Source organism: Neisseria perflava, assembly GCF_002863305.2.
GTDB classification, from domain to species: Bacteria; Pseudomonadota; Gammaproteobacteria; order Burkholderiales; family Neisseriaceae; genus Neisseria; species Neisseria perflava_A.
The window spans coordinates 1,716,049-1,735,880 of the sequence record NZ_CP136962.1 but is presented as its reverse complement, the minus strand read 5'-3'; the positions used below and the strand labels follow the sequence as shown (position 1 = coordinate 1,735,880).

Genomic DNA, 19,832 nt, shown 5'->3' with positions numbered 1-19,832 from the left:
GTCGTCTGAAAAATGTTCAGACGGCCTTTATCATTCCAAGCATTCTAATTTCTACATCTCTTCCAATTTCGCAAACTTGGTATCCAGCTCTTTTACACCCTGTTTGCCGAAGTTGATGGTCAGTCGGGCGGATTCGCCTTTGTCCACGGCATCGATGATGACGCCGGTGCCGAATTTGGCGTGGCGGACGTTTTGGCCGATGCGGAAGCCTGCGTAGGTTTGCGGCTGTTTGAAGTCTTCAATGATTTTGTCTTTGAACGTGACGGTTTGGCGCGTGTTGCCGTAGCTGTCGTAGGCCGGTTTTTTGACCGACAGGTAGTGCAATACTTCGGGCGGGATTTCTTCGACGAAGCGAGAGACAATGCCGAATTGGGTTTGTCCGTGCAGCATGCGTTGTTGCGCCATGGTGATGTAGAGGCGTTTGCGGGCGCGGGTGATGGCGACGTACATAAGGCGGCGTTCTTCTTCGAGGCCGCCGCGTTCGGCAAGGCTCATTTCGCTGGGGAAGCGGCCTTCTTCCATGCCGGTGAGGAAGACGGCGTTGAATTCCAAGCCTTTGGAGGCGTGGACGGTCATCAGTTGGACGGCTTTTTCGCCTGCGCCTGCTTGGTTTTCGCCGGATTCGAGGGCGGCGTTGCTGAGGAAGGCGAGGATGGGGAAGGCGGGGTCGTCTGAAATGTTTTCAGGCAGGGTTTCAAAGTTGCTGTCTTCGGGTTTGAACTCGATGGCGGCGTTGACGAGTTCGTCGAGGTTGTCGAGGCGGTCTTGGTTGTCGCCTTTTTGGGTTTTGTAGTGTTCGGTCAGGCCGCTGTCTTTGAGGATGCCGACGATGATTTCGGACAGGGGCATTTGTCCGACTTGGTTGCGCAGGGCTTCAATGAGGCGGACGAAGGCGGCGATTTTGGCGGCTTTTGCGCCGGCATTGCAGGCTGCCTGCCAGAGGGTGATGCCTTGTTCATTTGAGGCCGTCTGAAGGTTTTCGACGGTGCGTGCGCCGATGCCGCGCGGTGGGAAGTTGATGACGCGCAAGAGGGCGTTGTCGTCGTCGGGATTGACAGCGAGGCGCAGGTAGGCGAGGGCGTGTTTGATTTCTTGGCGTTCGTAAAAGCGCAGGCCGCCGTAGATTTTGTAGGGGATGCCACTGCGGAACAGGCTTTGTTCGATAACGCGCGATTGGGCGTTGCTGCGGTAGAGGACGGCGATTTCGTCCAAATCCCAGCCTTCGCGTTCGAGGGCTTTGGTTTCGTCCACGATGAATTGGGCTTCTTCGAGGTCGGTAAAGGCGGAGTAGTAGCGGATTTTGTCGCCTGCTTCGGCGTCGGTGCGCAGGTTTTTGCCGAGGCGTTCGTCGTTGTTTTCGATAACGGCGTTGGCGGCGGCGAGGATGTTGCCGACGGAGCGGTAGTTTTGTTCGAGTTTGACGGGTGCGTCGATGTGGAATTCTTCCATCAGCGCGGTCATGTTGCCGACGTTTGCGCCGCGGAACCGGTAAATGCTTTGGTCGTCGTCACCGACGGCAAATACTGCTGCGTTGTTGCCGGCAATCAGTTTCAGCCAGGCGTATTGCAGCTTGTTGGTGTCTTGGAACTCGTCGACCAGAATGTGGTTGAAGCGGTTTTGGTAGTGCTGGCGCAGGATTTCGTTGTTTTGCAGCATTTCGTAGCTGCGCAGCATGAGTTCGGCAAAATCGACCACGCCTTCGCGTTGGCAGATTTTGTCGTATTCGGCATAGCACTCAATCATGCGGCGCGTGTGCGGATCGGGCGCGCTCAAGACGGAAGCGCGTAAACCGGATTCTTTTTGCGCGTTGATAAAGCCTTGCAGCGAACGCGGTGCGATGATTTCTTCGGCGATGTTGAGGCTTTTGAGCAGGCGTTTAATCAGGGAAAGCTGGTCACTGCTGTCGAGGATTTGAAAGGAAGACGGCAGGCCGGCATCGCGGTGGTGCAGGCGTAGAAAGCGGTGGCAGAGGCCGTGGAACGTGCCGAGCCACATGGCGCGGACGTTGACGGGAATCATCGCGCCCAAACGGGTCTGCATTTCTTTGGCGGCTTTGTTGGTAAACGTTACCGCCATAATGCTGTGTACGCTGGCCTGACCGCTTTGCAAAAGCCATGCGATGCGCGTGGTCAGTACGCGCGTCTTGCCGCTGCCCGCGCCCGCCAAAACGAGGGCGGATTGCGGCGGCCAGGTTACGGCGGAGAGTTGTTCGGGGTTTAAGCCTTGCAGGAGGTTGGGGGCGGATTCGTTGGGAAACATGAAGAGGCCGTCTGAAAATAAATGGGAATGCGATATTTTAAAGGAAATACAAAAGGCCGTCTGAAAAGATGTTTCAGACGGCCTTTGTGTTGGAAGCCGATTAGAACGGACGTACTTCCAAACCGAACATACGGCGCGCGGTGTTCAGCATTTGGCAGCTGAAGCCCCACTCGTTGTCGTACCATGCGAACACTTTAACCATTTTGCCTTCGGTTACTTTGGTCAGCGTAGAGTCAAATGTGCTGGCTTGGGTGGTGTGGTTGAAGTCCATAGAAACCAGCGGCAGGGTGTTGTAACCCAAAACGCCTTTCAGACGGCCTTCTTCGGAAGCGGCTTTCATCAGCGCGTTGATTTCTTCGACAGAAGTCTCGCGGCTTGCTTGGAAGCTCAGGTCAACCAGGGAAACGTTGACGGTCGGTACGCGGATGGCGAGGCCGTCGAGTTTGCCTTTCAGGGCTGGCAATACCAAGCCGACGGCTTTTGCTGCGCCGGTTTTGGTCGGAATCATGTTTTCCACGCCGCTACGCGCACGGCGCAGGTCTTTGTGGCGTACGTCGGTGACGGTTTGGTCGTTGGTCAGCGCGTGGATGGTGGTCATCACGCCGTTTACGATGCCGATGTTTTCGTTCAACACTTTGGCCACGGGTGCCAGGCAGTTGGTGGTACAAGACGCGTTGGAGATAACGGTCATGTCGCCGGTAATCACGTCGTCGTTTACGCCGTAAACGATGGTTGCGTCAACGTCATCGCCGCCGGGAGCGGAAATCAGCACTTTTTTCGCGCCGCTTTCCAAGTGGATTTTGGCTTTCTCTTTGCTGGTGAACGCGCCGGTACATTCCATGACCAGGTCAACGCCCAATTCGCCCCATGGCAATTCGGCAGGATTGCGGGTGGAGAAGTAAGGGATTTTTTTACCGTTGATGATGAGGTGTTTTTCATCATGGGAAACATCGGCGTCAAAGCGGCCGTGAACAGTGTCAAATTTGGTCAGGTGGGCGTTGGTCTCGATGCTGCCGCTGGCGTTGATGGCAACGATGTCGAGTTGGTCTTGCAGTTTGTAGTCGAAAATAGCGCGCACTACTTGGCGGCCGATGCGGCCGTAACCGTTGATGGCAACTTTGATACCCATGGCTTTTCCTCTTCTTTTGGGTTTGGGTTGTGGATTGAATGGCGGCAATTATAGCAAAAATGTAGTGTTGTGTAATTAATGTTTTATTGAAATTTTTTGATTCGATTATTTTTGATTGTGGATAATTAGAGTAGAAATTCGGGTTTAAAATTAATTTTATTTTGGATTTTTTGTTATTTTATTTTGTATTCATTTTATTTTTGATATTTTATGCTTATTTTAAATGATAGTGATGATGGGCGTAGAAAAAGGCGGATTGTTTTTGTTTATATTAAACGGAATTTTGGGACGGTTTCTTGATTACAACATGCAACAGTGAAATTTCAGACGGCCCGGATGGGACGGAAGGGAAACAGGCCGTCTGAAACATTTTGATGACGGGGATTTGAATGCGTTGGGTTGCCGCTTTTCCTTACGGGATAAGGGAAAGGCGGTTTGCGGCGAGGGCGGTTGTCAGTGGGAAGGGGAGGGAAAACGGGGCTTGGGTGTTGCGTTTGGCTTGTATATAAAGAAGTGTATGAAGATTTTAGTCGTAGTGCATGAAGATTTTCCTTGCGATTTTAATGCAATACTGACTTGCCAACAGTGTTAAATTTTTTTACGATAAGGTCAGATTATGTTTGCATGGCCATAAGCGGTGCATTCTTTAAATACCGGATATTATCCTTGTCCGAATATCTATTTTAACCGGCCGCTTTGTCCGGCCTGATTTCTAAATATATATGCGCAAGGCCGGGAGGCCTTGACGACACTCGATTTTTAAGAGGTTCATTGTGTCAAATTCTCAATCCAGCGAACGCGCGACGTTTAGCAGTCGCCGTGCCTTTATGTTTGCCGCCATCGGCTCGGCCGTGGGCTTAGGCAACATTTGGCGTTTCCCTTACATCGCCTTCGACAACGGCGGTGGTGCTTTCGTCCTCCCTTACTTGGTTGCGCTGTTGACGGCAGGTATTCCGCTGTTGCTGCTCGACTACGCCATCGGCCACCGTTACCGCGGTTCGCCTCCTTTGGCCTTCCGCCGCCTCGGCCGTTGGTTTGAGCCGATGGGTTGGTGGAACTTCCTGACCAACGTCATCATCTGTATCTACTACGCCGTGATTGTCGGCTGGGCGGCAAGCTATGCCTATTATTCTTTGACTTCGGCATGGGGTGCGGATCCGCAGACCTTCTTCTTCAAAGACTTCCTACAAATGGCCGATGCCAAAGACTTGGGCTTGGACTTTGTCGGCAAAGTAGCTGGTCCGCTGATTGCCGTGTGGGTGTTTACGCTGGCGATTATGGCTTTGGGCGTGCAAAAAGGCGTGGCCGGTGCGTCCACATTCTTCATGCCTTTGTTGGTAGTGATGTTTGTCATCATGGTGGGCATCGCCCTGACCCTGCCGGGCGCGGCAAAAGGTTTGGACGCTTTGTTTACGCCTGACTGGAGCCGCTTGGCGGATCCGAAAGTCTGGGTAGCCGCATATGGCCAGATCTTCTTCTCGCTCTCCATCTGCTTCGGCATCATGATTACTTATTCTTCTTACCTGAAGAAAAAAACCGACTTGGGCGGCACCGGCTTGGTTGTCGGCTTTGCCAACAGCAGCTTCGAGTTGCTCGCCGGTATTGGCGTATTCGCAGCATTGGGCTTTATGGCTCAAGCCGCAGGCAAAGAAGTCAGCGAAGTGGCATCCAACGGTATCGGCTTGGCGTTTATCGCGTTCCCGACCATTATCAACCAAGCGCCGATGGGCGCATTGATCGGCGTGTTGTTCTTCGGCTCGCTGGTGTTTGCGGGGGTAACTTCTATGATTTCCATCGTTGAAGTGATTGTGGCCGCAATTCAAGACAAAATGAACATCGGCCGTGTCAGCGCAACGCTGATTGCAGGCGTGCCAATGGCGATTATTTCTACCTTGCTGTTCGGTACGACCACCGGCCTGCCTGTGTTGGACGTATTGGACAAATTCATCAATACTTACGGCATTGTGGCTTCCGGTTTTGTTTACGTTTTGGCGATTGTTTTGTTGCGCAAGCTGCCCGAACTGCGCAATCACTTGAACGCGCTGTCTTCCATCCGTGTCGGTAAAGTGTGGACAGCCAGCGTGGTAGTTACCGTCGCTATGCTCGGCTATATGCTTTATCAAGATACTGCCGGCCTCTTAAAAGAGAATTACAGCGGCTATCCTGACAGCTTCCTCAATATCTTCGGCTGGGGCATGGTAGGCGCTCTCTTGGTATTGTCTGTCTTGCTGTCATTCTTGCCGTGGAAACACGGTCAGGGCTTCAACGTCAAAGACGAACATGAACACGAACGTGAAGGAGACGAATAATGAGTACTTCAGCCATTATTATGATGCTTGTCGCATTGATCGTCATTTGGGGCGGATTCATCGTCTCCGTCCTGCGCCTGCCTAAAGAATAAGGCTTGGGCAAATGAAAGGGCCGTCTGAAAGTCATTTTTCAGACGGCCTTTTTGTTACATAGCAAGGGGACGGAAGAGGGGAAATCATCTTGGTAGACGGCATGGGTGAGATTTTTAATTATGGATGACCGGGTATGATGTATAAATTATATCTATTTGTTTTAAAAAGATTTTAATCCAATTATCGTGTTAATAAACCGTTGTTCCCTTCAATCGTTGCCCACTGTTTTCTTTGTTCTAGAATAGAGTCCGCAATGCCTTTTATGAGGCATTATGTACAGTATCCGTTTATTTGTTAAGGAGAATTTCATGGCTAAAGTACATCAACCAAGTAAAGAAAGTGATTCTGAAGATTTTGTTATTCGCCTCGATCCGCGCGAGTGGGACGGTACTTTTTCAGGAGAAGGCAAAGGTCCTAATGACGGTTATGATGATGACCATATCATCCGCCTTGATCCGCGCGAATGGGAAGGTTTCGAGCCTGCGCTGCCGGCCTCCAAGCCGATATTGGAAACTAAGGCTTTTAGTGGAGATGAGCTTTTGAGCCGTGCGTTTGGTGAGGCTGATCCTCTTGATTCTTCTGCCGGTCTTTCCACAGATAAGGCGACATATTCAAGTCATGGTATTGCTTCATCTGCTTTGGATACCATGCATGATTTAGCGGAAACTTCAGTTTCTACGCTGTAACCTTTCCATAAGATTAAAGGCCGTCTGAAAGTCATTTTTCAGACGGCCTTTTTGCGTATTGGCAAGAATGGAGAAAAGGCTTAACTCATCATCCAAACCACCAAATGCACCATGGTCGGGCCAAACAATACCATAAACAGTCCGGCCAGAATCATGGTTAGGCTGGCCATTACGCCTTCAGTTTCGTGGCGTTGTCCGGCGCGCGATGTGCCGAAGCCGTGGGCGGCATTGCCGAATGCCACGCCGTTGGCGGTACGGAAACGGATGCGGGTGAAGGCCAAAAACAGGTCGCCGAATATCATGCCGACAAAGCCGGTGATGATGGTGAACAGGGAAACGAGCGAGGCGGAGCCGTGGATTTCGCTGGCGAGGACGACGGCAAACGGCGTGGAGATGGAACGCGCCATCAGGCTGTTGGTTACTTCGTTGTTGAAGTGGAACATATGGCTCATGAGGAATGCGCTGACTACGCCGACAAACATGCCCACCATAATGGCGATGGAGAGGATGGGCAGTTGGCGGCGGATGACTTCGCGGTTTTCATAAATGGGGACGGCAAAGGCAACGGTAACCGGAGTAAGCAGGAAGACGATGCCTTGGGTATATTTATGGTAGGTGTCGTAATTGATGCCGAATGCCAGCAGCAGGAGGATGGTGCTGACGGAGACGGTAACGACGGGGGAGAAAATCATTAAGGGTTTTTTGCGGTGGATTTTTTTGGCAACGACATAGGCAAAGCAAGTCCAGATGAAGCAGGCGAGGGCGGTGTAGTCCATTTTTATTCTCTATTTTTAGGAGTGGAGTTTTTTGTAGAGGCGGCGTTTCCAGCGGTAGCAGAAGTCGAGGGTAAGGGCGGTGCTGATCATCACAAGTGCGGTGCCGACGGCGATGGTCAAAATCAGCTGCCAACCTTCGGACATCAGCAGGTCTTGATATTGCAAGACGGAAACCATGATGGGGATGAAGAAAAAGACGAGTTCGCCCAATGCCCATTTTGCGCCGCGGTCAACCATGCCCGGGCGGATGATGCCGAGCCCCAAAAGGGCGAGCATGAGGAACAAGCCTAATACGCCTGAAGAAACAGGCAGATGCATGAAGCGGACGATAAGGTCGGAGACGCCCCATACTGCGCCGATGATGGCAAGCTGCAAGGCCGTCTGAAAAAATCTGGTGAGGGAATCCATGATATGGGTGTGTGTTGAATGAAAGGCTTGATTATAGAAACCTTGTTTCTGCATAATATGAATTATTAAACGAATAATCATGCCTTAGAGGAATAATGGACTTCAAAAGCCTGTATTGTTTTGCCGAACTCATCCGCCTGCAAAGTTTTTCGGCCACGGCTTCCGCGTTGAATTTGACGCAGCCGACGGTCAGCAAAATCATTCAGGCTTTGGAAGAAGAATTGGGCGTGCCGCTTTTGTGCAAAGAAAACGGACGCAAAAAGCGGCAGGTGCAGCCGACCGCAATCGGCGAAGAAGTCTATCGCCACGCTTTAAACCTTTTGCACGAACGCGATTTATTGCTTGCGCGCATTGACGATTATCGCCATGTCAAAAGCGGGACGCTGCGTTTGGGTTTGGCTTTGTTTGGCAGCGATTTGCTCAGTCATGCGCTGTTTGATTTCCACCAAAAATGGCCGGACATCGAATTGTCGTTTTTGGAACAAGGTTCGCTCGCCATCGAGCAATCCCTGCGCAACAACGAACTTGATGCCGGACAGCTGCTCGCGCCGGTTCACGAAGATTTCGACAGCATTACTTTATGCGACTATCCGCTGGTGGTCTTGATGCCGAAAAATCGGGCGAAACACGATGCACTGAAGCTTAAAAGCCTGCAATACGAGCCCTTCATCCTGTTCGGCGCCGGCTTTTCCCTCAACGAAACCATTCAGACGGCCTGCCGCAATCAAGGTTTTACGCCCAACGTTGTTTGCCGTACCGGGCAATGGAATTTGGTTGCCGACATGGTGGCGCACAATATGGGCATTGCCCTACTGCCCGAATACTATGCCCGAAAAATCAATCCCGATGTCTTTGCCGCCATTCCTTTGGTCGAACCCGAAATCCGCTGGCAGCTCACCATGGCATGGAAAAAACACCAACGCCCGACGCCGGCCTTAAGGGCTTGGTTGAATGTGGTCAGAGAAGCGTTTGGCAGGCGAAACAAATAAAATCAAATCATCAGGCCGTCTGAAAAAAGGGATCGATATCACCCGATTTCAGACGGCCTTCCTCGTTAAAAATGGTAAAACGGCCTAAAAAAGAGTAGAATATGCACCGTTTACAACTCTGCGCCTCTCAGCAGGCTCGAATTATGGACCTTCCCAGTTCGCCTTTGAACTTCCCATCAGACACACAACAACAATAATCATCCCGCCGAAATGCCTCCCCGCGTCCGGCGGGCGGAGCATTTATGAGCATCGAACAAACCCCTCCGAATCTTGACCATACCCCCGACAATGATGCGGTGGAAGACAGCATTTCTGACGATCGCATCTCTGACGATATCGACCGCATCCACGCCTTATGCGAAATCCTCGAGCCGTCCTTCGAACAAATCGAAGCCGGTGTGCCGATTGAAGACGAAAGCCTGCGCGACAAGTTCACAGAGCTGACCGTCCTCTTAGCCGAGTTGCACCCTGCCGACGTGGCCGCCGTTTTGGAATCCCTGCCGCCGCGCGAGCGTAACATCGTCTGGCTTTTGGTTGCCCCGGAAGACGACGGCGAAGTTTTGCTGGAAGTATCCGACGCCGTACGCGAAACGCTGATCGAGTCCATGGACAAAGACGAGCTATTGGCCGCCGTTGATGATTTGGACGCGGACGAATTGGCAGAACTGGCAGACGACTTGCCGCACCAAGTGGTGTACGAAGCGCTGCAAACGCGTGATGAAGAAGAACGCGAGCAGGTCAAAGCAGCGATGTCTTACGAAGACAACCAAGTCGGCGCGATTATGGACTTTGAATTGGTCAGCATCCGCGCCGATGTGGCGTGTGAAGTTGTATTGCGCTACTTGCGCCGTTTCGACAGTCTGCCCGACCATACCGACAAGATTTTCGTGGTCGATGAAAACGACGTGTTGCAAGGCGTGCTGCCCATCCGCAAACTCTTGGTCGCCGACCCCGAAGACATGGTGGCGGACGTGATGGCCACCGATGTCGTGCGCTTCCGTCCGGAAGACGACGTGGAAGAAGCGGCACAGGCGTTTGAACGTTATGACTTGGTAACCGCGCCGGTTGTCGATGAAAACAAAAAGCTGATCGGCAGGATTACCATTGACGAAATGGTGGACGTGATCCGTGAAGAATCCGAAGCCGACATGTTTAACATGGCCGGTTTGCAAGAAGAAGAGGACTTGTTCGCCCCGATTTGGGACTCGGTGAAAAACCGCTGGATGTGGCTCGCCATCAACCTGTGTACCGCCTTTATCGCCAGCCGCGTAATTGGCGCATTTGAAGGCAGTATCGAGAAAATCGTCGCACTGGCCGCGCTGATGCCCATCGTCGCCGGTATCGGCGGCAACTCCGGCAACCAAACCATCACCATGATTGTCCGCGCCATGGCAATGGGGCAAATGACCGGCACACAGGCAGGCCGCCTGCTGAAAAAAGAAGTCGGCGTCGCCCTCGTCAACGGCATTATTTGGGGCACCGTGATGGGCGTGATTTCATGGCTGCTCTACGGCAACATCGGCATCGGTCTGGTCATGGTGGCCGCGATGACCTTGAACCTTTTGCTGGCTGCGACCGTCGGCGTCCTCATTCCCGTTATGATGGACAAAGCCGGGCGCGACCCGGCATTGGGTAGCTCAGTGCTGATTACCGCAGTTACCGACTCCGGCGGCTTCCTGATTTTCTTGGGATTAGCAACCATGTTCCTGTTGTAATAGGAAAAAAAAGACGTGTTCGATACGTCCTTTTCAAACCGTTTAAAAGGCCGTCTGAAATTTCAATTTTCAGACGGCCTTTGCTGTTTTTTAAAGCTTTACATCATGAGGGCGTTTAGTTTTGGGGCTGACGTAGATTAGCCCCTTGTTTAAAGCGAAGTCAGAAAAGTCAGAAATCCCAATATCACGCCGACTGCGTTGGGTATAATCAGAATCCAGTCTTTCCGGGGTTCTTTGCTCCAACCGTACAAAACCCAAATCAGACAGGATACTGCTGCAAACAGGGGTTGCCACGGCTGCGCCTTTGCCCCTTGCATATTGGCGATAATTTGGGGGATATAGGCGACAAATACGAAAATACCTATTGCCGCTCCTATGCTGCCGACAACGGTATTGAATTTTGCTTTGCTTATCATGCTGGTAAGTCTCCTTTTAATATGAAAATCGAGGCGGTAGATAATATGGGCAGGCTGACTCAGCCGAGGGAACAGCCGCAGCCGCAATGATGTTCGTGGCCTTGGCCATGTTCGTCCGAATCTTCGGCAAGCAGGGCTTCGTAGTCGCCGCTTTCAATCAGGCTGACCAGTTCTGCCGGACTTTCCGCGCCTTCTACCTAGTCGCAGGATAAATAACTCTATTCTACCGCAAAATATGTATGTCATCATCCATCATTTGGCCTTGGCTGCCGATGAGGTTTTCGAGGGCTCTGTCGAGCTGGACGAAAGCTATTTCGGCGGACAGCGTAAAGGCAGACGTGGTCGAGGTGCGGCAGGAAAAGTGGTTGTCTTCGGCATTCTGAAACGCAACGGACGGGTCTATACCGTTGTGGTGGATAATGCCAAGTCTGAAACGTTATTCCCTGTCATCAAAAAGAAAATCATGCCGGACAGCATTGTTTACACGGATAGCCTGAGCAGCTATGATAAGTTGGACGTGAGCGGTTTTATCCATTACCGCATCAACCATTCCAAGGAATTTGTCGACCGTCAGAACCACATTAACGGCATTGAGAATTTTTGGAATCAGGCAAAACGTTTCTTGCGAAAATACAACGGAATCGATCGCAAATCTTTCCCGCTGTTCTTGAAAGAATGCGAATTTCGATTTAACTTCGGCACACCGTCTCAACAGCTTAAAATCCTGCGAGATTGGTGTGGAATTTAGGGCTAATCTACGTCAGCCCCTTAGTTTTTGATGACGTTTACGGCGTAATGGGCAGTAGTGTTACGGCGGGCTTGGGCGCGCATCATATAGACCTGCACTTTATATTTGCCCGATTGGGTAGCGATACCGTCAAATTTATCGCCTTGTGCCGAACCGTTAAATACGGCTTCATCGTCTTTGGGTGCCCATACGTTGAAATAGGCGTTAGGGCTGCCGGTTTTACTGATGCGCAGGCGGTCGCCCTTGCGTACGGAGAACAAATGCTCGGCGGTTTGATAGCCGGTGATTTTGCCGGAAAACGCTGCTTGGTTTGTTTGTGTGCCGAAGCTGGTTTTAAAGCTTCCGCTTTAGGCGTGGCGGCATTTGAATAAGTGGCAAACAGGAAGGGAAGGGCGGCTAACAAGAGAAATTTTTTCATGGGTTGGGTCTCCGAATGTGGGGCGCCAATATGGCACTCATTTTGATAACCCATCAGTATGTTCATATTTTTATAAAGCCAAAGCCGAATAGGGCAATATTCATTTTTTCAATCAGGCCGTCTGAAAACAAATATTATTCAGACGGCCTTTTCTGATAATATAACAACGAATTATTCCTTTCGGAGCCGTTATGACCTTCCCGCCACTCAAATCCCCCCTGAAATTTTACGCCGTTGTTCCCACTGCTGACTGGGTTGAGCGTATGGTCAAAGCAGGTGCCGACACGGTGCAACTGCGCTGTAAAACCCTGCATGGTGACGAGTTGAAACGCGAAATCGAACGTTGCGTCGTAGCCTGTCAAAACAGTGCAACCCAGCTTTTCATCAACGACCACTGGCGCGAAGCGATTGCCGCAGGTGCATACGGCGTGCATCTCGGGCAGGAAGACATGGACACTGCCGACCTAGCCGCGATTGAAGCTGCCGGTTTGCGCTTGGGCTTGAGCACCCATTCCGTTGCCGAACTCGACCGCGCCTTGTCCGTATACCCCAGCTATGTCGCCAGCGGCGCGATTTTCCCGACCACGACCAAGCAAATGCTGACCGCCCCGCAAGGTTTGGATAAACTGCGCGAATACGTCAGACAGGCACGCGGCACGCCCGTCGTCGCCATCGGCGGCATCGATTTGAACAACGCCGAAGATGTGCTGGCAACAGGCGTTTCCTCACTTGCCGTCGTCCGCGCCGTGACCGAAGCGGAAAATCCCGAAGCGGTGGTTAAAGCATTTCAGGCTTTGTGGGATGAATAGGCCGTCTGAAAATAAGAAGTCTGACAAGAGGAGCAAACATCATGAAGATCATATTAAACAATGAAGCCATCACATTAAACGGCACAACCGTTGCCGACCTTATCGCCCAAACCGCGCCGCAAAAGCCTTTTGCCGTAGCGGTGAATACCGGATTTATCGCCAAAGACGCGTATGCGGAAACGGTTTTGAACGAAAACGACAAAGTGGATATTGTGCGCCCTGTAGTCGGCGGATAAGCGGTTTTACTGCGTGTATGGCTGCGCTATTGGTTTAATGATTAGAAAAGGAAAAGAAATGTTTATCGTATCGTTGGAATATATGAAAGACTTGGCTGCAGTTGAAACCTACCTGTCTAAGCATATTGCGTATCTCGAACGGTATTATCAAGCAGGTGTATTTGTGATGTCTGGACGCAAACAGCCGCGGACAGGCGGCGTTATCCTGATGAAAGCATCAGGCAGGGAACAGGTGGAAAAGTTAATTGCAGAAGACCCGTTTCATCGAGAAGGCGTAGCGAAATACACAATTACCGAGTTTATTCCGACTAAGGTCGCCGAAGGACTTGAGAACTATTTGGAAACTATCTAAACCGATTTTTCAGAATGCTATTGCCCAAAAAATAATATTACAAAGGAATCCATCATGTTTACCCTATACGGAGAAACTTTCCCTTCACGGCTGCTGCTCGGTACGGCTGCTTATCCGACGCCGGAAATCCTCAAGCAGTCTGTCCAAATCGCGCAACCGGCGATGATTACCGTTTCATTGCGCCGTGCCGGCAGCGGCGGCGAAGCGCACGGGCAGGGTTTTTGGTCGTTGTTGGAAGAAATGGGCGTGCCTGTATTGCCCAATACCGCAGGCTGTCAAAGCGTGCAGGAAGCTGTGACCACTGCGCAAATGGCGCGCGAAGTGTTTGATACTGATTGGATCAAGCTCGAACTTATCGGCGATGACGACACGTTGCAGCCCGATGTGTTCCAGCTTGTCGAAGCGGCGGAAATCCTGATTAAAGACGGCTTCAAAGTGCTGCCTTATTGCACCGAAGACCTGATTGCCTGCCGCCGCCTGCTCGACGCAGGCTGTCAGGCGTTGATGCCGTGGGCGGCGCCGATTGGTACGGGTTTGGGCGCGGTTCATGCTTATGCGTTGAAAGTCCTGCGCGAACGCCTGCCCGACACGCCGTTGATTATCGACGCAGGCTTGGGTTTGCCTTCGCAGGCGGCGCAAGTGATGGAATGGGGTTTTGACGGCGTGTTGCTGAATACCGCCGTTTCCCGCAGCGGCGATCCGGTCAATATGGCACGCGCTTTTGCGCTTGCGGTCGAGTCGGGCCGTCTGGCCTATGAGGCGGAACCTGTGGAGGCGCGTGAGAAAGCGCGCGCCAGTACGCCGACGGTGGGCCAGCCTTTCTGGCATTCGGCGGAATATTGAAAAACATTAGGGCGTGTCGAACACGCCCTTTTTTATTGGTGGAAAACCTGATTTTAGGTTGAACAGAATGTTCAGACGGCCTTGGCCAAAAGCTGTTTCAATGGCTTTAAGATTTGCCATGCCTGCGCTTTGAGTTGCGGCTGCATCAGCAGGCGGGCGGGGTGGGGAATGACGAAATGCGGCCGCTCTGCGCACAATTCGTTCATCAACCCGATCATGTCGGGGCTGTCGAAGATTTTGCCGAGAAACAATACTGCGCGCGCTTGCGAAGCGGTCAGCTCGTTTTGCATTTCGGCAAGCTCGGCGCGGATGTGTTCGACATCGGGCAGGGCGGTGAACACGGGCGCGGTTTTGACCCATGCGGTTTTGTGCGCATGCTCGGGTTTAAGGCCGATGGCGGCGAGGATGTTGTCGAGAAGCGTGCCGACATCGCCGCTAAAGAGCGTGCCGTGCAGGCTGTCTTCGGTGGACGGGCAAATGCTGACCACCATGATTTCAGACGGCCTGATGGTTACGTCAAGACGGGGCAGATTGTCTGAATGCGCGGCTTTTTCTGTTTTTGCCGGTGTTTCGGCCATGGTTTTGGGTGCCGCTTCGGGAACGCGGACAGCAGGTTTGGCCGTTTGCGCAGTGGCAATGGCGGCGGTGCGTGCCTGATGGGCACTTGCGGATAAAGTGCGCACGGCTTGCGCGGTATCGGCGGCAATGGTTTTGGGGCGGACGGGCGCGGCTGCTGCTTGGGGCGCGGCATGGATGATTTTGGCGTTTCGGTTCAGCCACATCGGGCCCAAACCCAAGGCTTCGTGCAGGTGCAGGTAGCGGCTGCTTAACATGATTTCTCCATCAATACGGCATCTTCGCTGCCACCGTCGGGCAGGGCGTAGTAGTTTTTGCGGCGGCCGCAGGTTTGGAAGCCGTGTTTGCGGTAGAGCTGTTGCGCGGTTTCATTGCTTGCGCGGACTTCGAGCAGCAATCGGGTTGCGCCTTGCCGTTGCACTGCGTTTTGCCAGTGTTGCAGCAGGGCGGACGCAATGCCTTGGCGGCGGTATTCGGGCGCGACGGCAATCAAGTGCAGCTCGGATTCGTCAAACACGGTTTGCCACACGATAAAGCCGGTAATTTGGTGGTCTGCCTGGCTGAGCCAAACGCTGTCGGGATGGTGTTGAACAGCCGACTCAAACTGCTGCGCCGTCCACGGCGAAGGATTGCCTTGTGTGTCAATAGCGGCAAGGGTGGGGCAGTCGGCAAGTACGGCCGGGCGCAGGTTCACGGTTTGGCCTTTTGTTGGGCTTGCTCTTGCGCGGTCAGGGCAATTTTGTTGCGGACGTAGATCAGCTCGGCGTGCGCCGCGTCGGTGGCAACATAGCGGCCGCTGCGGGCAAGTTTAAGATAGTCGGCGGCGGTCGGCATATCGGCTTGACCGTCAAAAGGTGGTTTGTCGGCGAGGGCAAAGGCATTGCCGATGCCGCCGGTAGGCGTTTTGCCTTCGGGCGCGGTAATGGCGGCGGCTTTGCCAACCGTGTAATCGCTCAAGCGGACGTGGTTTTGCGTATCAAACCATGCGTAGAACACTTCGCCCATACGCGCATCGGTGGCCGCCAGTACACAGCTTGATGGCGGCAGCAATGAAGCGGCGGCATCGAGGCAGGGAATGCCGATCATGGGCGTGTCAAACGGCGTGGCCAAACCTTGTGCAACCGCCGCGCCGATACGCAGTCCGGTAAATGCGCCGGGGCCCTGTGCATAAACGATGCAGCCCAAATCAGCGGCAGTGATGCCCGCTTCTTTAAAGAGGCGTTCGATTTGCGGCAGGATTTGTTCGGATTGCTTGGTGCCGACGTTTTCATGAAACAGGCGGATTTCGCCTTGATGTTCCAATGCGATGGACAGAAAGGATGTGCTGGTGTCGATGGCGAGAGTCGGGCGGTTGTCGGTTGGCATGGTGTTATTTTTTAGAAGGATATGGGTTGCCATTATAGTGGAACGGCGAGGGGGAACAAAGCACTCGGGCGGCGCTTGGGTAAAAACGTCGTTTGCCGCAAAGCTATTCGATAAGTGAACCAAGGTTTCAGGCCGTCTGAAAACGTTTCAGACGGCCTTGTTTTATTTGTCGAGTTTCAATAAAGGCGAACCAGCTTTTTTAACGGCATGGCGGTAGGCTTCATGCGCTTCGATGCGTTGCAAATAGGCGCGGATATTGGGGTAGTCGGCAAAATCGAAGCGGTCGGCCGCGGCTTGCAGCGGATAGCTCATCATGATGTCGGCACCGCTGAGGCTGTTGCCGACCAACCATTCGCGGTTTTCCAACTCGCTGTCGATATGGGAAAGATGCAGCGTGGCTTGCGGATGGATAAAGCTGCTTTTGACGCTGCCGCTGATTTTGCGGGCAATCGGTTTGACGAAAAACGGCATGGGAGCGCTTTCAATCCGGCGGAATACCAGTCCGAGCAGCAATAACGGCATCAGCGAACCTTCGGCGTAATGCAGCCAGCGTTGATATTGCCAGTATTCGCGGCTGCCGCGTTCGGGCATCAGACGGCCGTTGCCGTAGGTTTGAATCAGATAGTCGGTAATCGCGCCGCTTTCCGCCAAGATAAAGCCGTCATCATCCAATAAAGGCGATTTGCCCAAGGGATGGATGGCTTTGAGTTCGTCAGGGGCGAGCAAAGTGTCGGGATGACGGCGGTAGGTTTGCAGGCGGTAGGGCGTACCGAGAATTTCAAGCAGCCAAACAATGCGCAGGGCGCGGGATTGGTCGAGCGAATGCAGGGTAATCATGAGGGACTTTAAATATCGGTTTGTTTGAGGCTGTCTATGCTGATTTGGCAGGCATCGGCGTATTTTTGCAGGGTTTTGGCCGGTAGTTTGGCGAATACTTCGGGACGGAAATGCCGGCGAAGCTGCCATTTCCATACGCCTGCCGCCATGGCCAAGCCGGTTTCATCATAACGGCAGCGGAACATATGGTAGTACAGCGGCGAATATTCGCCTTTTTCGACGGCTTCGCGCGCGGCCTGTGTTTGGGCATCGAGTTCACACACTGCCATTTCGGTGGCGTAGGCTTCATCCTGCCAACCGTTGCTGGTGGCCGCTTCGTAGTGGCCGTCGCGGGTGCCGTAGATGACTTTGCGGTGGCCGTGGTAGCTGGCGCTGTTGTCTTGAGGGATGTCGTCAATCTTCATTCAGACGGCCTTTACTGCTTCCAAAAGCATGAAACATGTTGAAAAGCGTCCGCTTTCCGGAACGTAACACAGGATTTTTTGGCCGTGTTCGATGGGGAAAGTGCGCATAAATTCTTCAAGGATGATGTAAATCGAGGCCGAACCCGTATTGCCCTTGCTGTGCAGATTGGTAAACCATTTTTCCTGCGGAATGTCGAAGCCGATGTTTTTCAGGCCGTCTGAAAGGCGGTCGCGGAAAAAGCCGGAAGAGTAGTGGGGCAGGAACCAATCGATTTCTTCGGCACGGATGCCGTGTTTGGCGGCGATTTGGGAGAGGGGTTTTTCCACCGTATAGCGGACGATGTTTTCGTTCAGCAGTTTGACGTCCTGCTTGACCGACATCAGGCTGTGGCGGCGGCCGTAATCGGCATCGGCGTGTTTCCAGCCTTCAAATACGCCGTCGCGGAATTCTGCGCCGGCATACATACAGGGCGGCATTTCGTTGGCGTAGGAAAGCAGGTCTATCCAATGGATTTTCAGGCTGAGGCCGTCTGAATTGGGGCGGTTGGACAGATACACCGCGCCTGCGCCGTCAGACAGCATCCAGCGCAAAAAGTCTTTTTCAAAACCGATTTCGGGGGAAGCGTTTTCCAGTTTTTTATGGTCGGTTTCACTTTGAAACACTTCGCCGCGCATGACTGCCGAGGCGTTTTCAGAGGCAACGGAAACCGCATGTGCGTGTTCGCCGGTACGCACGGCATTGTAGGCGTGTTTCATCGCCGCCATACCAGCCGCGCATACGCCTGCCATGCTGAACACTTCGCAAGGCGGCATATCCAGCAAACCATGCACCATCACGCCGTGTCCGGGCATGGTTTGGTCGGGATAGGAAGTGGCGCAGGCCAGGCTGCCGACGGTTTCTGCCGCAACGCCTTGGGCAAACAGGCCGTTGACCGCTTCGGCGGCCAATTCGGCATTGGTGTGCGTCGTGCGGCGGCTTTCGGGATCGATGGCGTAATGGCGCGACAAAATGCCGTTGGAACGCAAAATCATACGGCGCACGCGTGACGGCACATCGCCTGCCATGCCGAGGACGGCTTCCATTTCGTCATTGCCGACAGGGGCGTTGGGCAAAAAGGCAGAAACGCGGTTGAGATAAACGTCTTTGAGTGTGTTATTCGATGTCATGATGTGGTTGTCAAAATAATCAACCGATAAACCGCGCCGCGTAGTCGCAGCTTGCAGTCAACGGGATGTGGTGTGTTTCGGCGTATTCCATCAGCGCGCTCACCAGCAGTTTGGCAATGCCGCGATGACGGAAGTTGGGCGAGACCACGGTATGGTTTACGTCCCAGCCGCCGTTGTGTTCGGTATAGCTGATATAGCCTGCTTCCAAACCGTCAATATCGATTTGAAAGCGACGGCGTTCGGGGTAGTGGATAACTTCGGGCATGATGGATTCCTAGTTTGAGGCCGTCTGAAACGTATCATCTGCCTGACGGTTGCTCATAATAATCTGCCAGCTTTTTCAGACGGCCTTTGAGCAGCGGATGCAGCAGCTTTTTCAAAATTACGCTGACGGGTAAAACCACCAAAATCATCGTCAATAAAAAGACGATGTAGAAGCACAGCAGCGCACGGCGCAAAAGCGGAGAAATCCTGCCTGCCGCCATCAAAAGCTTGCCCCAGACGAAGAAGCTGCGGCCGGCGGCACGTTCGCTGAAAATCAGTTTTTCATTGACTGTCACCGCGCCCATGTTTTGAAACAGGGTTTCGTCCAAAGGCTGTTGGTTTAACAGCGCATCGCGCAATTTCGTACCAAACCGCGCCGCATCCGCCAATTCTTCTTCAGCAATGCCGGCAGAGGGCAGGGAGCGGAAATAGCGCTTGTCGCCGGTCAGCATCCATGCGGGCGTGGTAATGAAACTTGCTGCGCTGTTGCAGGCATCGATTTTTACGATGTTGCCGATGAGTTTTGCGCCGTTTTGTTTCAGCAAAGATTTCATTTTTTCCTGCGCGCCCAGCCACATATTGCGGCAGCCGATAAGCGTGATGACCGGTTTGCCGTCCAGCAGCCGGCGCGTTTCTTCGCGTTGCAAAAAGGCGGTAATCGGTTGCGAAGGAGAGAGGAACCAAACGGTGTAGGCAATGACTACCACATCGTAATCTTCGGATGGGATTTGCGGCGGCAGAATCGGGGCAGGTTTTAAATGGACGGTTTCCGGAAAGGTATCGAAAAAACGCCAAAACGGCCATGGAAACGGAAATGCCTGCTCCGGTACAATATTGACGCAATCGACCTGTATCCCGGCTGTTTGCAACGGCGCGGCAAAATTTCGAGCCAGGCTGGAGAGCTGCCCCGTTTGCGAGTAATGCACAATCAGCACTTTTTTCATTATCTTCCCTGCAATGAGTAAGTTATGGTTGGTTTGGACGGTATTATATAGTAAACCAACCTGCCTTGAACTTTATTCATATTCAGTAT

The 19,832-nt window shown here is 52.8% G+C and carries 23 protein-coding genes and 1 pseudogene; 10 read left to right on the top strand and 14 right to left on the bottom strand.

The window, feature by feature from the left end:
• Positions 1-51: 51 nt before the first annotated feature.
• Both uvrD and gap read right to left on the bottom strand, forming a co-directional pair.
• Complete coding sequence (gene uvrD / locus CYJ98_RS08080) at positions 52-2,259, bottom strand: DNA helicase II (protein WP_101756084.1); 2,208 nt, start codon at positions 2,257-2,259, stop codon at positions 52-54.
• A 100-nt stretch (positions 2,260-2,359) separates the two neighbouring features.
• Positions 2,360-3,388 carry a type I glyceraldehyde-3-phosphate dehydrogenase gene (gap, locus tag CYJ98_RS08075; protein WP_003748138.1) on the bottom strand — a complete coding sequence of 343 codons (1,029 nt, stop codon included), beginning with the start codon at positions 3,386-3,388 and terminating at the stop codon, positions 2,360-2,362.
• Between the two features lie 827 nt (positions 3,389-4,215).
• On the opposite strand from gap, the gene CYJ98_RS08070 reads away from it, so the two are divergent.
• The 3 genes from CYJ98_RS08070 (at position 4,216) to CYJ98_RS08060 (ending at position 6,476) form a co-directional block, all read left to right on the top strand.
• A complete protein-coding gene (locus CYJ98_RS08070; protein WP_419150082.1) occupies positions 4,216-5,697 on the top strand; it encodes a sodium-dependent transporter in 1,482 nt (493 codons plus the stop codon).
• Positions 5,697-5,789 (top strand): methionine/alanine import family NSS transporter small subunit, encoded by a 93-nt coding sequence (locus CYJ98_RS08065; protein WP_036472778.1) that lies wholly within the window; start codon positions 5,697-5,699, stop codon positions 5,787-5,789. The genes CYJ98_RS08070 and CYJ98_RS08065 overlap by 1 nt, the downstream gene beginning before the upstream one ends.
• Before the next feature lie 309 nt (positions 5,790-6,098).
• Entirely contained in the window at positions 6,099-6,476 is a 378-nt protein-coding gene (locus tag CYJ98_RS08060) for a hypothetical protein (protein ID WP_101756082.1), read from the top strand.
• 80 nt (positions 6,477-6,556) lie between these two features.
• Here the strand turns inward: CYJ98_RS08060 and CYJ98_RS08055 are convergent, their stop codons facing one another.
• Both CYJ98_RS08055 and CYJ98_RS08050 read right to left on the bottom strand, forming a co-directional pair.
• Positions 6,557-7,252 carry an LrgB family protein gene (locus CYJ98_RS08055; protein WP_101756081.1) on the bottom strand — a complete coding sequence of 232 codons (696 nt, stop codon included), beginning with the start codon at positions 7,250-7,252 and terminating at the stop codon, positions 6,557-6,559.
• A 15-nt stretch (positions 7,253-7,267) separates the two neighbouring features.
• Positions 7,268-7,741, bottom strand: a complete 474-nt coding sequence (locus tag CYJ98_RS08050) for a CidA/LrgA family protein (protein WP_101756080.1) — start codon at positions 7,739-7,741, stop codon at positions 7,268-7,270.
• Positions 7,742-7,755: 14 nt separating this feature from the next.
• Between CYJ98_RS08050 and CYJ98_RS08045 the strand changes: the two genes are divergently transcribed.
• Both CYJ98_RS08045 and mgtE read left to right on the top strand, forming a co-directional pair.
• Positions 7,756-8,649, top strand: coding sequence for a LysR family transcriptional regulator (locus CYJ98_RS08045; RefSeq protein ID WP_101756079.1), 894 nt, complete (start codon positions 7,756-7,758; stop codon positions 8,647-8,649).
• Positions 8,650-8,891: 242 nt separating this feature from the next.
• Positions 8,892-10,364, top strand: a complete 1,473-nt coding sequence (gene mgtE, locus CYJ98_RS08040) for a magnesium transporter (protein ID WP_101756078.1) — start codon at positions 8,892-8,894, stop codon at positions 10,362-10,364.
• Between the two features lie 149 nt (positions 10,365-10,513).
• Here mgtE and CYJ98_RS08035 read toward each other — a convergent pair whose 3' ends face one another.
• Positions 10,514-10,780, bottom strand: coding sequence for a SemiSWEET family transporter (locus CYJ98_RS08035; RefSeq protein ID WP_004518970.1), 267 nt, complete (start codon positions 10,778-10,780; stop codon positions 10,514-10,516).
• A gap of 218 nt (positions 10,781-10,998) precedes the next feature.
• Between CYJ98_RS08035 and CYJ98_RS08030 the strand changes: the two are divergent.
• A pseudogene (locus CYJ98_RS08030) lies at positions 10,999-11,528 on the top strand (IS1595 family transposase); the annotation flags it as partial.
• Between the two features lie 20 nt (positions 11,529-11,548).
• Here CYJ98_RS08030 and CYJ98_RS08025 read toward each other — a convergent pair.
• A complete protein-coding gene (locus tag CYJ98_RS08025; RefSeq protein WP_063076797.1) occupies positions 11,549-11,788 on the bottom strand; it encodes a hypothetical protein in 240 nt (79 codons plus the stop codon).
• Positions 11,789-12,137: 349 nt separating this feature from the next.
• Between CYJ98_RS08025 and thiE the strand changes: the two genes are divergently transcribed.
• Genes thiE through CYJ98_RS08005 form a run of 4 tightly spaced genes read left to right on the top strand, consistent with a single transcriptional unit; the run spans position 12,138 to position 14,186 of the window.
• Complete coding sequence (gene thiE, locus CYJ98_RS08020; RefSeq protein WP_101756077.1) at positions 12,138-12,755, top strand: thiamine phosphate synthase; 618 nt, start codon at positions 12,138-12,140, stop codon at positions 12,753-12,755.
• A gap of 41 nt (positions 12,756-12,796) precedes the next feature.
• Complete coding sequence (gene thiS / locus CYJ98_RS08015; RefSeq protein ID WP_101756076.1) at positions 12,797-12,991, top strand: sulfur carrier protein ThiS; 195 nt, start codon at positions 12,797-12,799, stop codon at positions 12,989-12,991.
• A gap of 58 nt (positions 12,992-13,049) precedes the next feature.
• The gene (locus CYJ98_RS08010) at positions 13,050-13,343 is read left to right on the top strand and encodes a YciI family protein (protein WP_101756075.1); all 294 of its coding nucleotides are present in this window, start codon (positions 13,050-13,052) and stop codon (positions 13,341-13,343) included.
• A gap of 54 nt (positions 13,344-13,397) precedes the next feature.
• Positions 13,398-14,186 carry a thiazole synthase gene (locus CYJ98_RS08005; protein WP_049332237.1) on the top strand — a complete coding sequence of 263 codons (789 nt, stop codon included), beginning with the start codon at positions 13,398-13,400 and terminating at the stop codon, positions 14,184-14,186.
• 71 nt (positions 14,187-14,257) lie between these two features.
• Here the strand turns inward: CYJ98_RS08005 and CYJ98_RS08000 are convergent, their stop codons facing one another.
• The 8 genes from CYJ98_RS08000 to CYJ98_RS07965 form a co-directional block, all read right to left on the bottom strand.
• Entirely contained in the window at positions 14,258-15,019 is a 762-nt protein-coding gene (locus CYJ98_RS08000) for a uracil-DNA glycosylase family protein (RefSeq protein WP_101756074.1), read from the bottom strand.
• Positions 15,013-15,456, bottom strand: a complete 444-nt coding sequence (gene rimI, locus CYJ98_RS07995; protein WP_101756073.1) for a ribosomal protein S18-alanine N-acetyltransferase — start codon at positions 15,454-15,456, stop codon at positions 15,013-15,015. The genes CYJ98_RS08000 and rimI overlap by 7 nt, the downstream gene beginning before the upstream one ends.
• On the bottom strand, positions 15,453-16,127 hold the full coding sequence (gene tsaB / locus CYJ98_RS07990; RefSeq protein WP_167382874.1) for a tRNA (adenosine(37)-N6)-threonylcarbamoyltransferase complex dimerization subunit type 1 TsaB: 675 nt from the start codon (positions 16,125-16,127) through the stop codon (positions 15,453-15,455). The genes rimI and tsaB overlap by 4 nt, the downstream gene beginning before the upstream one ends.
• Positions 16,128-16,289: 162 nt before the next feature.
• Positions 16,290-16,964 (bottom strand): glutathione S-transferase family protein, encoded by a 675-nt coding sequence (locus CYJ98_RS07985; protein WP_101756071.1) that lies wholly within the window; start codon positions 16,962-16,964, stop codon positions 16,290-16,292.
• An 8-nt stretch (positions 16,965-16,972) separates the two neighbouring features.
• Entirely contained in the window at positions 16,973-17,368 is a 396-nt protein-coding gene (locus CYJ98_RS07980; RefSeq protein ID WP_101756070.1) for a hypothetical protein, read from the bottom strand.
• Complete coding sequence (locus CYJ98_RS07975; protein ID WP_101756069.1) at positions 17,369-18,535, bottom strand: beta-ketoacyl-ACP synthase III; 1,167 nt, start codon at positions 18,533-18,535, stop codon at positions 17,369-17,371. It abuts the gene before it with no gap.
• Positions 18,536-18,554: 19 nt separating this feature from the next.
• Positions 18,555-18,800, bottom strand: coding sequence for a GNAT family N-acetyltransferase (locus tag CYJ98_RS07970; RefSeq protein ID WP_070459813.1), 246 nt, complete (start codon positions 18,798-18,800; stop codon positions 18,555-18,557).
• 34 nt (positions 18,801-18,834) lie between these two features.
• Complete coding sequence (locus tag CYJ98_RS07965; protein WP_101756068.1) at positions 18,835-19,743, bottom strand: hypothetical protein; 909 nt, start codon at positions 19,741-19,743, stop codon at positions 18,835-18,837.
• Between the last annotated feature and the right edge of the window lie 89 nt (positions 19,744-19,832).